The 14724-nt window shown below is 32.9% G+C and carries 13 protein-coding genes; 7 read left to right on the top strand and 6 right to left on the bottom strand.

What is annotated here, in order from left to right:
- The first annotated feature begins 114 nt into the window (after positions 1 to 114).
- From CHB81_RS06755 to CHB81_RS06745, 3 genes are all read left to right on the top strand, one after another.
- The gene (locus CHB81_RS06755; RefSeq protein WP_089351208.1) at positions 115 to 1455 is read left to right on the top strand and encodes a lytic transglycosylase domain-containing protein; all 1341 of its coding nucleotides are present in this window, start codon (positions 115 to 117) and stop codon (positions 1453 to 1455) included.
- Between the two features lie 253 nt (positions 1456 to 1708).
- Complete coding sequence (locus tag CHB81_RS06750; protein WP_089351125.1) at positions 1709 to 2446, top strand: hypothetical protein; 738 nt, start codon at positions 1709 to 1711, stop codon at positions 2444 to 2446.
- A 443-nt stretch (positions 2447 to 2889) separates the two neighbouring features.
- Positions 2890 to 4431, top strand: a complete 1542-nt coding sequence (locus CHB81_RS06745) for a hypothetical protein (protein WP_089351124.1) — start codon at positions 2890 to 2892, stop codon at positions 4429 to 4431.
- 71 nt (positions 4432 to 4502) lie between these two features.
- On the opposite strand, the gene CHB81_RS06740 is transcribed toward CHB81_RS06745, so the two are convergent.
- Entirely contained in the window at positions 4503 to 4889 is a 387-nt protein-coding gene (locus tag CHB81_RS06740; RefSeq protein WP_089351207.1) for a GreA/GreB family elongation factor, read from the bottom strand.
- Positions 4890 to 5362: 473 nt separating this feature from the next.
- Between CHB81_RS06740 and CHB81_RS06735 the strand changes: the two genes are divergently transcribed.
- On the top strand, positions 5363 to 5839 hold the full coding sequence (locus tag CHB81_RS06735) for a GNAT family N-acetyltransferase (RefSeq protein ID WP_089351123.1): 477 nt from the start codon (positions 5363 to 5365) through the stop codon (positions 5837 to 5839).
- Between the two features lie 285 nt (positions 5840 to 6124).
- The gene (locus tag CHB81_RS06730; protein WP_254920993.1) at positions 6125 to 7492 is read left to right on the top strand and encodes a glycoside hydrolase family 130 protein; all 1368 of its coding nucleotides are present in this window, start codon (positions 6125 to 6127) and stop codon (positions 7490 to 7492) included.
- Position 7493: 1 nt separating this feature from the next.
- On the opposite strand, the gene CHB81_RS06725 is transcribed toward CHB81_RS06730, so the two are convergent.
- On the bottom strand, positions 7494 to 8102 hold the full coding sequence (locus CHB81_RS06725) for a trans-aconitate 2-methyltransferase (RefSeq protein ID WP_089351121.1): 609 nt from the start codon (positions 8100 to 8102) through the stop codon (positions 7494 to 7496).
- A gap of 336 nt (positions 8103 to 8438) precedes the next feature.
- On the opposite strand from CHB81_RS06725, the gene CHB81_RS06720 reads away from it, so the two are divergent.
- Positions 8439 to 9404 (top strand): hydrogen peroxide-inducible genes activator, encoded by a 966-nt coding sequence (locus CHB81_RS06720; protein WP_089351120.1) that lies wholly within the window; start codon positions 8439 to 8441, stop codon positions 9402 to 9404.
- Positions 9405 to 9839: 435 nt separating this feature from the next.
- Here CHB81_RS06720 and CHB81_RS06715 read toward each other — a convergent pair whose 3' ends face one another.
- Entirely contained in the window at positions 9840 to 10637 is a 798-nt protein-coding gene (locus CHB81_RS06715; RefSeq protein ID WP_089351119.1) for an alpha/beta hydrolase, read from the bottom strand.
- Between the two features lie 52 nt (positions 10638 to 10689).
- Positions 10690 to 11109 carry an OsmC family protein gene (locus CHB81_RS06710; RefSeq protein WP_089351118.1) on the bottom strand — a complete coding sequence of 140 codons (420 nt, stop codon included), beginning with the start codon at positions 11107 to 11109 and terminating at the stop codon, positions 10690 to 10692.
- Positions 11110 to 11695: 586 nt separating this feature from the next.
- On the opposite strand from CHB81_RS06710, the gene CHB81_RS06705 reads away from it, so the two are divergent.
- Positions 11696 to 12289: a hypothetical protein gene (locus CHB81_RS06705; protein WP_089351117.1), complete on the top strand. Its 594-nt coding sequence runs from the start codon at positions 11696 to 11698 to the stop codon at positions 12287 to 12289.
- A gap of 112 nt (positions 12290 to 12401) precedes the next feature.
- On the opposite strand, the gene CHB81_RS06700 is transcribed toward CHB81_RS06705, so the two are convergent.
- Positions 12402 to 13538 carry a PKD-like domain-containing protein gene (locus CHB81_RS06700; protein WP_089351116.1) on the bottom strand — a complete coding sequence of 379 codons (1137 nt, stop codon included), beginning with the start codon at positions 13536 to 13538 and terminating at the stop codon, positions 12402 to 12404.
- A 21-nt stretch (positions 13539 to 13559) separates the two neighbouring features.
- Positions 13560 to 14717, bottom strand: a complete 1158-nt coding sequence (locus tag CHB81_RS06695; protein WP_089351115.1) for a YncE family protein — start codon at positions 14715 to 14717, stop codon at positions 13560 to 13562.
- Positions 14718 to 14724: the final 7 nt, after the last annotated feature.

The following is a 14724-nucleotide window of genomic DNA, read 5'->3' as shown; positions in this document are numbered from 1 at the left end:
TATAACTTATTGAATACCAATAACATATAAGTGAATCGTATTTTTGCACCGTTGAAACAAAAAGCAAATTACAAAAGTAACACCTTAAATAGCAACGTATTGACTCTTTTAAATATGAAAACAAAAAATACCACACTGTACTTTTATATCCTATTCTTAATTCCTTTCTTTTCGCAAGTAATTGCTCAAAATAAATCAATCACATTAAGAGATAAAAATAATACTTACCTCGATTCTATAAAAAAGACATTTGTAAAAAACAATATGATCGCGCGTGTTGATAGTTTATGGATGAATGAATTAACAAGTCTAAATACTTTTAATGCTCTTCCTTCAGATATTGATAGTGCAACTACAGATCAAAAAGTTGACTTAGAATTACCAACTGAATTACTCAAATCAAGATTGGCTGCAATGAACTCTAAATCACCATTTAATATCGAATACAATCCACAGCTTGAAAATGTAATTAAATCATATCTTAAATACAGAAAAAAATCATTTGGCCGATTAATGGCTATTTCTGAATATTATTTCCCTTTGTTTGAAGAAGCTTTAGCAAAAGCAAACATTCCGTTAGAGATCAAATATCTGGCTATAGTAGAATCTGCTCTGAATCCAAAAGCTGTTTCAGAAATGGGTGCTACCGGACTTTGGCAATTTATGTATCAAACCGGAAAACAATACAATCTAAAAATCGATTCTTATATCGATGAACGTCACGATCCTTTAAAATCAACTGAAGCAGCAGCAAAATATATGACCAGCATGTATAAAGCATTTGGTGATTGGGATTTGGTTTTAGCGGCCTATAATTCTGGACCGGGAAATGTTTCTAAAGCAATTAACCGTTCTGGCGGAAAGAAAAATTATTGGAATATCAGAAAACAGCTCCCTAAAGAAACTCAAGGTTATGTTCCGGCTTTTTTGGCTACAATGTATCTTTATGAATATCATGCCTCTCATGGAATTAAACCGGAAAAAGCATTAGTAAAACATTTTGCTACAGATACAATAATGATAAAAAAACAAATGAGTTTCAAACAAATATCTGACTTGATCGATATTCCAATTGCACAATTAGAATTGTTGAACCCATCTTATAAATTGAATGTTGTACCTGTTTATGACAATCAAAAACATTATTTAAGATTGCCTCAGGATAAAATAGCTCTTTTTACTTCGAATGAGGATAAAATCTATACTTATGCAGATTATCAATCAAATCTGCGTGAGAAACCGTTAATGATTTCAATGACAATTGCTGCTAAAAATACTGGTTCTAAAAGCAAAACAACGCTTGAAAAAACAAAATATTACACCATTCAAAAAGGAGATACTTTGGGTAGTATTGCCAGAAAACATTCTGTAACAATTGCTGATCTTAAAAAGTGGAATAAAATTGGTAATGATATACTGGCATTAGGCAAAAGCTTAAAAATAACATTGAAATAGGGTTCTGTTTAACTATCCTATTTGCAATTAAATACCCTTTTTTAACGATTTATATAAAAGCTTATACAGCATTACTTTTATAAGCTCAAAGCTCAGAAACTAACAAATTTAATTATAAATGTTTTCTAAAATTTGCCTTTTTATAGAGCAGTTTAAAAAGTTTAAAATATATTTACACTTTTGGCTGACAAAATAACGTTATGAAAATAGCGTTTTTTTATAGCAGTAAGCCAATCAATTTTAAGCAGTCAAGATGGAGAAACATACCATATCAGTAGCATCATTACCTTTGAGTGATAATCCAATAGTGAATAGTCAAATAAAGAGAGCCGATTTATTACCGGATCCGGAATCGCAGCTAAACTCTATGGAAATGAAGGAAAAACCTCTTATGGATTCCAGTATTCCATTTAGAGATTTGACAAATGTTACTACTAAAAAAGAAACTATTGCCCGCCTTATTGATAAACTAGATGTCGAAACTAATCTGAGATACCAAAGAACGGTTGAAGACACCTATTGCAATGTCTATTCGTATGATTATTGCTATTTCTCTAAAGTGTATCTGCCAACGGTTTGGTGGACAGATGAATCTCTTGAAAAAGTATTGAATGGACAAGAAGTTGAACCAATTTTTGAACAAACCGTTGATCGCATTTACTCCAGCGCTATACACGATTGGTTTCTGGAATGGGGAGCAAGTTTTGGATGGAAAAGAATGTTTACTGCCGATGAAATTCAGAATAAGGTAAATACCAATGGCGGAATTGGAATAATTTGTGCCAAAAGAAGAGAAAAAGGACTTTCTGGTCATATCGTTCCCGTCGTTCCTGAAACGGACTTGCATAAAGCCTATCGTGAAAACGGTATAGTAGTATATCCGCTACAATCGCAAGCAGGAAAATTAAACTATAATTATTTTTCAGAAGTTAGAAAAGACTGGTGGAATGACGAGCTATATTCCTCTTATGTCTTCTATTACCATGAATAAACAAAAACAATTCCCATAATTGTTTAAACCTCTAAAAAAATTATTGATTTTCAATGTGTTAAGTATTTGTAAATCACATAATAAAAAACTACTTTTGCAACTTGGAAAAAACAGGAATAGCAAAAGTTGTGATTCGGCTATTCATCTACTTAAATTATTGATATAAAAGCAATTAAACGCAATAGTAATTTTATAACCTACTTGTAAAATTATACCTATTTATCAATCATTCAGTCGATACAAGTGCAAAATTTCTGAAACTAATATAAATTCATACAATTTTAAAAGTAAGACAAAACTTTTTTAATGGATGCAAATTATTTATGCTTTATCCATTAAAAGATTTCTTGCCCCTGATTGTTAGCAAATTAGTTTCGTATTTCCGAATAAAAAACAGTGATTTCAAACAATTAAATTAACCATAAAAAAGACAATTAGTATAAATGAAAGACAATCAGACACAAAAATATTATTGGGGAATAGGATTAGAAAACGAAACCTACATGCAATTTGAAGAATCCCTAATAGTCTCTGGTGAGTTTATACAAGAAAAAATTGGCTTTGAAAAATATAGTATTGACTATAGAAAATGTTACAAACCAGAAAGCCTGGCTCCTGTCCTGAAAAAAGCTTTTGGTGCAAACGAAAACTATACCGTAAGCAGAATGATGAACAGTCATTCGCTTGAAAAACTCGATATAAACTACCAGCACAAAACATTATCACCGATAAAACCATTAATTGATACTGAAACCGGTGAAGTAACGGCACAGCCAATTGAAAATCCGGATTATCTTGGTAAATCAATCATGGAACTTTTTCTTGAAGATCAACCGTACAATATTCAGAGTATGATTACCCAAAGAAACAAAACAATGGGTTCTGTTCATTTTGATGGTGATTCTATAGAATTTGTAACTAAATATTTTGAAAACAGAACAATAGCAGATTCTTGCCGAGAACTAAAAGCAACTAAAAAACTGTTTTTGGATAAAATTAATGAGTCGGCGGTATTAAAAGAAAAATTAAGCTTTCCGGATTATAACAATGGTCTTAATATGTTCATGACCAATCAGGAAAATCTTGTATTGTTCAATAACGGAACCTATCATTTTCATATTACTTTGCCTTCTTTGACAGAAGACAGCAGAATTATCGATTACAATGAGTTTAATAAAACACATGGCAATGCAATTTATTTGTTGCAATGGTTTGAACCTTTCTTCATCGCAACTCTTGGAAGCCCTGATATTATGGGTGTTATAAGTGACAAATACAGTTTAGACAAAAAGTTTACTTTAGGCTCTATGAGAAACGCCATGTCCCGTTATATTGGTGTAGGAACTTATAACAAAGCAATGCCAAAAGGTAAAATTTTAACTTATAAAGTTGATGATTTTAGGGAATTGCTGAAATTCAAAAAAGAAGAAAATATTTGGTGGCGTGATCAGATTGAAGCTGACATGGAATATGAAATGCTTTCGGAATTGGGTCTTGATTTTAATCAGGAAAAAATGTACCAAAGCGGTTTCGAATTCAGAAGCTTTGATGAATTTCCGGCTGAATACTTAAACGATGTTCTTTTTTCTATCATATTAATTTGTGAGCATTCTTTAAATTTACCTGATGTTCAATGGGGACACGATAGCGCCGCTTGGAATAATCTGGTTTTTAAAACCTTAAAAATGGGTTATTTAACTGAAATCAATGAAGAGGAGAAAAAAGAAGTTTTAGATTTATTACAAATACTAAATCCGGCAGATTCTAATTATGAAGCCTTAAAATCAGAATTTGAAGCTATCGTAATGTTAGATCAGTTTTTCTTTAAAATCCTGGCAGTTTTACATGATAAATACAAAGACAACAACATTTGCCTGGATGCGATGTATGGGCAAAAAACAAATTTCCCTCCAAAATGGAATAACTTTAATAAATACCAAACAGAAAGACATTTGAAGCAAATTGGCGCTTTTTGCGAGAATTAAAATTTTCAAATTCATCCTGTTTATAAATAGAAACATCCCATAAAAACCTATATTTATGGGATGTTTTATATTTATATAGTACGAGCTACTTCTACTACTTTTAAGATCTCCAGCTTTAAATGACCTTTTGCAGAAGGCCATTCTACAATATTACCTTCTTTATATCCAACCATTGCTATACCTACGTCAGAAAGAATAGATACTTTATTCTTGTTTGGTTTTGATTTTTCAGGACCTACAAACACAACCGTTTTTTCTTCGTTGTTGGAGTGATCTTTATAAGTTACTTGTCGGTTTACCGATACAATATCTTCCGGTAAATCTCTTCTAAGCACCTGTGTTGCTTTTTTAAGTTCATGAAGTAGTAATTTTTCTTCTTCTATTGTTACTTTCTTTCTTCTTACATGATCCTTGATTAAATCGTATATTCCTGTTGTTAAAATGATATTTTGTGACATAACTTTCTGTTTGCTCCATATCTCATAGGGAAGATAATAACTCATCATTGAACCTTTTATAGCCCTTGTATGATTTTGAATTCAATGATATCTTTCTCCTAAATGAAATTTGAAGATTAAATAAATGAGCATCGTAAATAAGAAAATCCCTGTCCAGAGTTTTGACAGGGCTTAAAAAATAAACTCTTTAGAGCTTTTTAAGAAAGTATCGTCATGCAGATATAATAACGCACCCATAAGGCGCATCAAGTGATTATTTGCTAAATAAAAATTCGAAATAGTCATTATTATAAATGCTTTTAATTGGCGCAAGTTACCGCTTTATTTTGAAAGAAAAAACATCTAAAAACTAAATAAAACATAAAATTTATTCTATGTTTAAGTTGTTCTCAAGGCTTTTTTAAATTAAAGAAATTTCAATAAACCATAAACTTTTTATTGTTGCTTTTGATAATTTTAAATATATTTGAGATATGGATATGAATAACAAAAACATCATTACAAGACCTGCAACAAGTATAGATTTACCGCAACTTAACGAATTCCTGCAATCTCTCGTTGAAGCAGAACGTCCTTTTGACCCAACCCTAAAAGATGGAGAAATCTTTTATTATGATATTCAAGAACTTATATCAGATAAGGATACAGAAATTTTAGTCATCGAAGTGGATAATGAGATCGTTGGGTCTGGATATGCCCAAATCCGATCGGCAAAACCATACCAGCGCTACGAAGTATATGGATATCTTGGCTTTATGTTTGTAAAACCGGAGTTTAGAGGAAGAGGACTTAACAGTCTATTAATGGATGATCTTAAAAAGTGGATTTTATCCAAAGGAATTACTGAAGTTCGATTACAGGTTTACTCTGATAACGAAGCTGCCGTTAGAGCTTATGAAAAAGCCGGTTTCAAAAAAATATTGACCGAAATGCGTTGCGAGATCAATTAATAACACAGTCTTAAAAAGAATAAAAAAATAAAGTTTTTTTTCTTTTACAAAATCACTAACTTGTATAGAATTAACTACGCTACATAATATTCCTCTTTTTTAATCCGTTCTATTCCTTTATTTTCAGAACAATTTGTACGTAGTATATCTGAAGTAATTTTTTTAATCCATAAAAAGAAACTTATTATGCGAGTATCCGTGATCCGAAAAAATATAATATTTACCCCTGATTCCAAAAGAGTTGTTGCCCGATATTTTATGAATGGTGATGAACGAACCCAACAAATGGTACTACGCATAATGATGCTGGATGAAAAGCAAGTACTCGAAACTTTAGAACAAACACTTCGTGAGTTTGCCAGGCGTCACCGAAATATTTCGGCTATATTTTTTCAACATTGCGAACGAATAAGAGGTCTTATCGAAGCATTGCAAATTGATTATGAAGCAATGTCTCTGGACAGAAAAATGCTTATAGGCTCTTATTGTACTATGGAATACGCCATAGAATCAGCAGCTATTTTTAATCCTTCTATTATTGAAGATTTTGATCAGTCATGGCTCGAAGCAGGCGAAAAACGCGTTATTATTTCTTTTAGAGCAACTGGTGAAGGTCATATTTCTTCTATTGTTTTTAGAAGAGCAATTCTCGACAAGAATAATAACCTGCAAATCATGAAAATTGGACATAATATTGATAAGGCCGAGATTAATCATAAATCCACTTTCAATAAAGAACGATTTTTACTGAAATTGTCTGAAATGCATACGCAGGACAAATACATCACACAGATTATGCAAGAGCTGCCTAACGAGTTTGAGTATGCTGTTCTAAAAAATATGGTTACTGCTGCTCTAAGCGACCCCTCTATTCGGGAAGAAAGACGAACTGCATTAAACGAAATACTATGGCTGGCCAAATCATTTTACGATTTAGAATTCAAACATGATTCTGATATTACGGAGCGCGTTATATTTCCAATATCAGATTCTGAAAGCCGCGGAATCGAAGATGCCCGTTTTGTCCGTTTTGTCGACGACGATGGTTCTACTCGCGTTATGGCTACTTATACGGCTTATAACGGTCACGCTATATTACCAAAACTTATCTCTACCGAGGATTTTTACTCCTTTAGAGTAATGCCTTTGCATGGCATTGGTGCTCAAAATAAAAATCTGGCATTATTCCCCAAAAAAATCAATGGAAAATATGCCATGCTTGCCAGAATAGATGGTGTTAACAATTACATCATGTATTCTGACAGAGTTACACAATGGAATAATCCTGTTCTGCTTCAGGAACCACGTTATACCTGGGAATTTACACAAATTGGAAATTGCGGATCGCCACTTTGGACTGAGGAAGGCTGGCTGGTTATCACCCATGGCGTTGGTACAATGAGACGCTATTGCATTGGTGCATCTTTGTTTGATCTCGATGATCCAACTAAAGAAATTGGAAGGCTGCAGGAACCATTGCTTTCTCCTCTTGAAGATGAACGAGAAGGTTATGTACCAAACGTTGTATATTCCTGCGGTGCCATTATTCACAACAATAGCCTTATCTTACCTTATGCCGTATCAGACTACTCCTCTACTTATGCAATAGTCGATATGGTAGAACTGTTAGATGCTTTAAAAAACAGTAAGTAAATTATTTTTTAAAAACTCCAAATGTAAAATTCTGAACAGTATCAAAAGGTGTTTTGTGATCAACGGTAAAAGAATCTAATAACTCAAAATCTGGGGTAAATCTTGCTTCTAAAGCACTTCTTGAATATTGCTTGATTGGTATTCCGCTGCACTTTAAAGGTCCCGATTCAGAGAAAGTTCCGATGGCTAAAATTCCGTTATCACTGATTCCGTCTTTAGTAGCTTGCAAGTAAGATGCAATATCCTGCTCCTCTGTTAGAAAATGAAAAGCCGCACGATCGTGCCAAAAATCATATTTGATATTTGGTTTAAAATCTGTTATATCGCTAACAATCCAATTTACCTTTTCGGAATTGTTTAATAATCGCTTTTTGGCTTTAGTAATTGCTTCTTCAGAAATGTCCAAAACAGTAATATTATTATACCCCAATTGCAGCAAATGATCTACAAAAAAACTATCACCTCCACCAATATCAATAATTTTAGCATCTGACGGAATGGTGTATTGTTGCAATAAATTTAATGAAGTTTGAGGAATTGGCTGATACCAGCTCACTTCTGTAAGTGCTTTAGTTTGATAAACATTTTCCCAGTGTTTCCTCTTGTCCATTTCTGTGTGCAGTGATTAAAATTTTTACTATTCTAAAGTATCTCTGTTTTCTGCAAAAGTATAAATTCAAATCTATCCAACTCATTCATTCAATTAATTATTAATACTTCAAAAACAAATAACCAACAAAAAAAGATTAAAAAATATTTTATCGAACCATTAAGAGATTAAGAAAAAATTAAGCCTAGCTTCTTAATATAACTTAATCTCTTAATGGTAAAAAAATTAAACATTAAATATTTTTTAAAAGTTTCTATGTGTTAAAATTAATTACACCTCAATAGGTTTATATTGTAAATCTATAATTTTATATCTTTATAAAAATATTTTATAACAATGACCATTCAGCAACTAAAATATATAGTAGCCTTAGACGAAGAGCGTCATTTTGCACGCGCTGCCGAAGCTTGTATGGTAACACAACCCGGATTAACGATTCAGTTAAAAAATCTGGAAGAAGAAATTGGAATCAAAATTTTTGATCGGAATAAAGTCCCCTTAACTCCTACTTTACTTGGAAGTGAAATTATAAATCGTGCCAAAAAAATTCTTCGTGAAGCCGATGAAATTCGGGATTTTGTGGTTAATGAAAAAAACAAACTTGAAGGAGAAGTCAAAATTGGAATAATCTCGACATTATCACCTTATCTGATTCCGCTTTTTATTAAGGCAATGAAAATAGCAACGCCAAAAATGCAATTCATTATCAAAGAAGCCAATACGGGTCAGCTTATGAATGATGTGATGACAGGCGCAATTGATGTGGCGATTATGGCAACGCCAACCGGAAATCCAAATTTGATTGAACATCCCGTTTTCAAAGAGCCTTTTGTTGCTTATTTAAATACGGTGCATCCAATGGCGGCAGAATCTCATTATGAATTGCAACCTTCAGACAAAACCGAATTGCTTTTGCTTCATCATGAATACTGCTACAATGCACAGCTACTGGATATTTGCGATATTAAAAATCCGGGAAAAATAAAAGATCAGTTCAGTTACGATATCAGCTCTATTGAAACCTTAAAGAATCTGGTTCGTGCACAATTAGGATTTGCCATTATACCGGAACTTTCGATGATTAACGAAATAGAAACGGGACTTTTTAAGCATTTTAAAGAACCTAAACCCGTGCGTGAAATTAGTCTTGTTGTATCAGATACTTTTTCGAAAAAATTATTACTCGAAAAAATGAATGAAGCCATCTGGAATTGCCTTCCGGAATCCTTGCAGCAAAATTTTGCCTATCGAAAAATAAGATGGAACGATTCGCCCTATTTTATTAAAGCAACGACGAGATAGATTTTGTAAAAAATTAAATGAAGCTATAAGCATATATTTTGTGCCTCTTTTATTTTAATTACTAACAATAAATTTCACTTTCATTATTAAGATACCTAATTATTTAAAACAAAAAAATGTTTCTGTTCCATCGGAACATCTCATCGGTAGAATGTTTACGATTCAATATCGTCCCATAGGGACGTTTGATGAATTTCAAAACAAATATTATTTATTGTTATTGCTATTGTTGTCGATCAAACGTTCCTACGGAACGTAAAAAAAACACGCTATTATTAGTTTACCAATAAGATGTTCCGATGGAACAAAAACAGCAACTATTTAAAAATAAACCAGTTGTGATTTAGTAATGTTCTAATGAATAATCTGAGATAAACCAGAAAAAGCCGAAATTTTTATGAGAATTTCGGCTTTTTTATGAATAAAATGTTTGTTTTATTTTGCGCTTAAATCTTTGGCTGCACCAATAATTACATTAGCAACTGCTTGAGGTTGAGAGATAAAAACACAATGACTTCCTTTTACTTCTGTAACTTTAGTTTTAGAACGGTTGTACATTGCGTGTTGAATAGAAGGAACAATACTTTTATCTTCTGTTGCAAGAACAGCATAAGCTGGTTTATCTCTCCATGCCGCTTTTGTTACAGGTGTTAGAAATCCTTTAGCATAAAATGCACCTTGTGAAGCATACATAAAAGCTGCTAATTCTTTACTTACATCGGCACAAAATCCTGCGTGAAATTTAGCTTCGTCATAATAAGCAATACCTTTGTCATTTGGAGGTAAAACACCATTTTCAGGAGCCGGGGGCGCAGTTTGTAACCATTGTAATGTTGTTTCTCCATTATCAGGCTGAAGAGCTGCTACATAAACCAATCCAACCACTTTAGGGTGATTTCCGGCTTCTGTAATTACAGTTCCTCCCCAAGAATGTCCAACCAAAATTGTTGGTCCGTCCTGATTGTCAAGTACTGCGTTTGTTGCTGCTACATCATCTTCTAGAGAACTTAACGGGTTCTGAACTATCGTCACTTTATATCCTTTTTTTGAAAGTATATCGTATAAATTTCTCCATCCGGAACCATCAGCGAATGCTCCGTGTACCAAAACTACATTTTTTACTTTTGTTGGTGCTGTTTGTGCGTTTGTATTTGTTCCCAATAAAACGCTCATAATTAATGCTGCAGACAAGAATAAACGATTCAATTGTCTTTTTAAAATTGCTGTTTTCATATTTTTATTTTTAAGATGTAATAATTCAATTTATTTGTGGTTGGTGAACTAATTAAGATAATAAAGTTGCTTTTAAAACAATTTCTGTGTTAAGCAATTTTGAAATTGGACAAATCTCTTTTGCTTTTTTCGCTGATTTTTCGAAATCTTCAACTGAAATTCCAGGAACAGAACCTGTAAGTTCAAGTGTAATTAAAGTAATTGTACCATCTTCAAAAGTTACTTTGGCAACTGTATTTAAATCTTCCGGTACAAAACCTGCTTCAGATAATAAAAAGCTCAATTGCATGGTAAAACATCCTGCATGTGCTGCAGCGATCAATTCTTCAGGGTTTGTTCCTACTCCTTCTGCAAAACGGGTTTTAAAAGACAGTTGAGCATTGTTTAATGTTGTACTTTGTGTAGTAATGGTTCCGTTTCCTTCCATTCCTGTTCCTTTCCAGTTTGCGTTTGCGTTTCTTGTAAATTTCATGATTAAAGTTTTTAATGTTATATTTTTTTGATTTTCAAATACTTGTTCTGATTTGATGAGACAAATGTATGGTGACTATTTTCATTAATCAAATTAATAATTTTATATCCTTATAAATTAAATTTATAATACTAGATTCAAATTTAAATTTTTGCCCGCCATTTATAGCGATTCCTGATGTGTGCGTCTCGGAGTTTCTTTTCTGCCTTACTATTTCCAAATTATTTCAGCCAACATATATGCCATTATCTAAAAACCTTGTAAAACCAGTTCTTTTAATTCACTTTTATTCTTGTAGTTGTTTTATTTCGCTATAAAATCAAAAATGATAATGATATTTAACCATAAATAAAAAAACAGAAACTCTCTTTTGTAACAAATAAGTCATTAATCTTACTCCTATCCATAAAACATTACTAATCAAAAATTTAATAACTTTATTATCTAAAACAAGAAGCAATTATTACGATCTAAAATCACAATTTCCTGATAATTAATTTTTGCCAAGTGCAATAAATACCTATCAATAAGTGTTATCTATCTAGGCATTAAGGAATTTTTAATGCTTTAAATTAATCCAAGAAGTATGAAAAAAATATTGTTTATAATTATAATAACCGGAGTTTCTCTACAGGGATACGCACAGAAAGAAGTAAATGGTAAATACAAACCAATTCCTGCTAACAATTCTGAAATTAAAGAAATTACGCCGCCAACAGAAACTCCTCCAACTACAGATACACCACCGGTAAAAGACCCAACGGTTTTAAAAATCAATCCGGATGATCTTTATAAAAATAATAGTCTCTATAAACGGGAAGCCAATGTTGAAGGCATTTTTTACAGAAGAAATGAATATTTAGGAGGATATGTAACCAATACATCTGTTTCTACAGTTCGTTACCGTGATGCGGCTTTTGTAGATGGCGACAAAATCAGAGTTTATCTGAATGATAAAGTCATTGAAAAAGAAGTAAGTCTAAACGGCGATTTTCAGGGATTCAAAATAACTTTGGTAAAAGGAATTAATAAAATTGATTTTGAAGCTTTGAATGAAGGTTCTGCTTCACCAAATACAGCCGAATTTCAGGTTTATGACGATAAAGGTGCTGTAATCAAAGCCAGTCAATGGAATGTGGGAACGGGCTACAAAGCGACTATTATATTGTATAAAGAGTAAATTATTATTTCAAAAACAAGAAACCTCCAAAATCATTTTTTTTTGATTTTGGAGGTTTTCTTTTTTAATAGCTTTTGCTTAAATCTTCTATTGAAGATTTACAAACTTAAATTTATGGCAAGTTCAAATCTTTAAATCCTGAAACTTCTGTTGAAACTTCTCCTAACCAGCCTGCTTCTGCACGATTAGAATTATACACTTTTACAAAGTCAATCCCTTTTAGTTTTACAGATTCTCCTTTTGCGTTTACAGCCCAATTAATATCTATTTTCGCTTTTTCATCCGTATTTACCCAATTATCTGCGTAACCCCAATCATATGCCGGGCAAACCCAATACGTTCCCGTTCCTGATTGATCGAATGCATTAGATTTAAGGAAAGTTCCTTTAAAAGTAATTGCATTTCCTTTCCATTGTGGATAAAAAGGCTGACCGTGAAAAGGATTTCTGGCAACATATCCTGTTTTTCCCTGATTATCTGTCCAACGAATATAATTTGGCTCACTTGGATCTTCCGGCTCCGTAGCTGGTTTGTAATAGGTAATCTCGTAGTTTTTAATTGTCGTTGACTTTCCGTGTTCAGAACCAGCGATCTCAAACCATTCATCATCAGCTTTTCCGTTTCCATTAGCATCGTAAGAAACCATTACAATCCCGGGTTCTGCCCAATTGTTGAATGCATTTCCAAGAACAATAAAATCATTTCCTTCTTTATTTATTACGGTATGATCAAATCCCAAGACAACATAACCACCAAATCCTCCAAGACTAATCATGCTATTATCTGTTGTGATCGCTTTTTGGGCTTTTGCACGCATTGTTTCATCTGTATCTCCCGCAATATACTCAGGCAAACCATTTGTAAATTGTCCCGGTGCAGGAAAGAAATCAAATACATTTTTTACTCCGTTAAAATAAGCTTTGTTATTTACAGTAACAGTAAATGTCTTGTTGCTTTCTCCGGCAGCATTTTTAGCTTTAAATTCAATATTGTAAGTTCCTGCAGTTGCAAATACATAAGATAAATCAGTAGTTGCAGCTACTTCCTGCCCATTCACTAACCATTTATAGGTACTCGCTGTCTCACTGTCTACTTGAGGTTTAACTCTAAACCATTGCATTATATCTGTAGCGAAACCATTTGCAGGAATCGTTATTCCAATTTTTGGAGGGCTCGGTGCAATATCATCGTCTTTAGAACATCCTGTCAAAAACAAGATCATTGACAAGGCAAATAAAATCTTCTTCATTCTTTTTTCTTAATTTACTGGTTATTTATTTATAGTTGTTTTCTTTAATTTAAAGGCAAAATGTGCAGGAATATCTCCCGCAATAACTTCAAATTTTGTAATTCCATTTTTATCCACACAGTAAAGTTTACCCGGAGAAACATAATCTCCCGCATCTGTTATATAAACATTTAATGAAAAAGGATCTACTGCCAGTCCATAAGGAGTTTTAATTTCGTCGCTGACTGCTTTAGGTAAAAAACTTCCTTCGAGTAAAGTCTCATTTTTTACATCTATCATAGAATAGTTTATTTTCCATTTGAAGGTAACATAACTAAATTCTGATCCTACGATGTAGGCTTTATCGCCCGCAATACTAATATTAGAACATGCTATATCAAAGGTTTTCTTGATCTTATCCGTTTTAGTATCAATAACAAAAAGTTTTGACGGAGTATCATAATAATCTCCGCGAGAGCTTACATAAATATCTCCATCAGCATCGGCTTTAAGTCTGTGTAGATTTATGGCAACATCGATATCTTTAATTTTTGTGAAGGTTTTTAAGTCAATCACAGAAACTGTTCTCTCGTAGTTTGGAGGGCTGTATCCGCCTGAATTTGCGATATATAATTTATCGCCTACAACTGCCATTTCCTCAGGCTGACGCCCCACTTTTACGGTTCTTGTAATTTTAAGTGATGTAGTATCAATTTCGGCTACAAAACCGTTTGGAGAATTTTCGCCCAATTGTACTTCTCCATCATAAGCACTTGCATAAGCTTTTCCATTTGCAAAAGTTACATAACGGCAATTTTTCACATCAATAACCTTAAGGCGCTTGGTTGTTGCTGCATCCATAACTTCGACCTTGTTTGAGTTATTGATTACAGCATAAACTTTTGTTCCGTAAATACCAATATCGTTTCCTACATCGCCCAAACCTAAAGTAGCTTCAGGATTTGCCTGACCATAAACATTTCTTCTGTAAGTACCGCTTTGATAATCATAAAAATCCAATGAGGATTTGTTCATATTCATATTACCTTCATTCAATAAATAAAATCCTTCTACAGTTGTTACCGTTTCCGGAGGCAATACAACGACCTCCTCAGGAATAATAGGATCATCTTTTTGACAAGATTGAAAGCCTATGCCAACTAAGGCTAATAAAATCATGAACTTGAAGTTTGTTTTCATAACAGGA

Origin of the sequence: Flavobacterium sp. ov086 (assembly GCF_900187965.1) — a bacterium.
In the GTDB taxonomy this organism is placed as follows: domain Bacteria; phylum Bacteroidota; class Bacteroidia; order Flavobacteriales; family Flavobacteriaceae; genus Flavobacterium.
This window is presented reverse-complemented; position numbering and strand designations above follow the sequence as displayed.

Excerpts from the sequence above, each read along its gene's own strand:
- CHB81_RS06745 (WP_089351124.1), top strand. The coding sequence starts at position 2,890 with ATGAAAGACAATCAGACACAAAAATATTATTGGGGAATAGGATTAGAA.
- CHB81_RS06755 (WP_089351208.1), top strand. The coding sequence starts at position 115 with ATGAAAACAAAAAATACCACACTGTACTTTTATATCCTATTCTTAATT.
- CHB81_RS06735 (WP_089351123.1), top strand. The coding sequence starts at position 5,363 with ATGGATATGAATAACAAAAACATCATTACAAGACCTGCAACAAGTATA.
- CHB81_RS06715 (WP_089351119.1), bottom strand. The coding sequence starts at position 10,637 with ATGAAAACAGCAATTTTAAAAAGACAATTGAATCGTTTATTCTTGTCT.
- CHB81_RS06710 (WP_089351118.1), bottom strand. The coding sequence starts at position 11,109 with ATGAAATTTACAAGAAACGCAAACGCAAACTGGAAAGGAACAGGAATG.
- CHB81_RS06705 (WP_089351117.1), top strand. The coding sequence starts at position 11,696 with ATGAAAAAAATATTGTTTATAATTATAATAACCGGAGTTTCTCTACAG.
- CHB81_RS06740 (WP_089351207.1), bottom strand. The coding sequence starts at position 4,889 with ATGTCACAAAATATCATTTTAACAACAGGAATATACGATTTAATCAAG.
- CHB81_RS06730 (WP_254920993.1), top strand. The coding sequence starts at position 6,125 with ATGGTACTACGCATAATGATGCTGGATGAAAAGCAAGTACTCGAAACT.
- CHB81_RS06700 (WP_089351116.1), bottom strand. The coding sequence starts at position 13,538 with ATGAAGAAGATTTTATTTGCCTTGTCAATGATCTTGTTTTTGACAGGA.
- CHB81_RS06750 (WP_089351125.1), top strand. The coding sequence starts at position 1,709 with ATGGAGAAACATACCATATCAGTAGCATCATTACCTTTGAGTGATAAT.
- CHB81_RS06695 (WP_089351115.1), bottom strand. The coding sequence starts at position 14,717 with ATGAAAACAAACTTCAAGTTCATGATTTTATTAGCCTTAGTTGGCATA.
- CHB81_RS06725 (WP_089351121.1), bottom strand. The coding sequence starts at position 8,102 with ATGGACAAGAGGAAACACTGGGAAAATGTTTATCAAACTAAAGCACTT.
- CHB81_RS06720 (WP_089351120.1), top strand. The coding sequence starts at position 8,439 with ATGACCATTCAGCAACTAAAATATATAGTAGCCTTAGACGAAGAGCGT.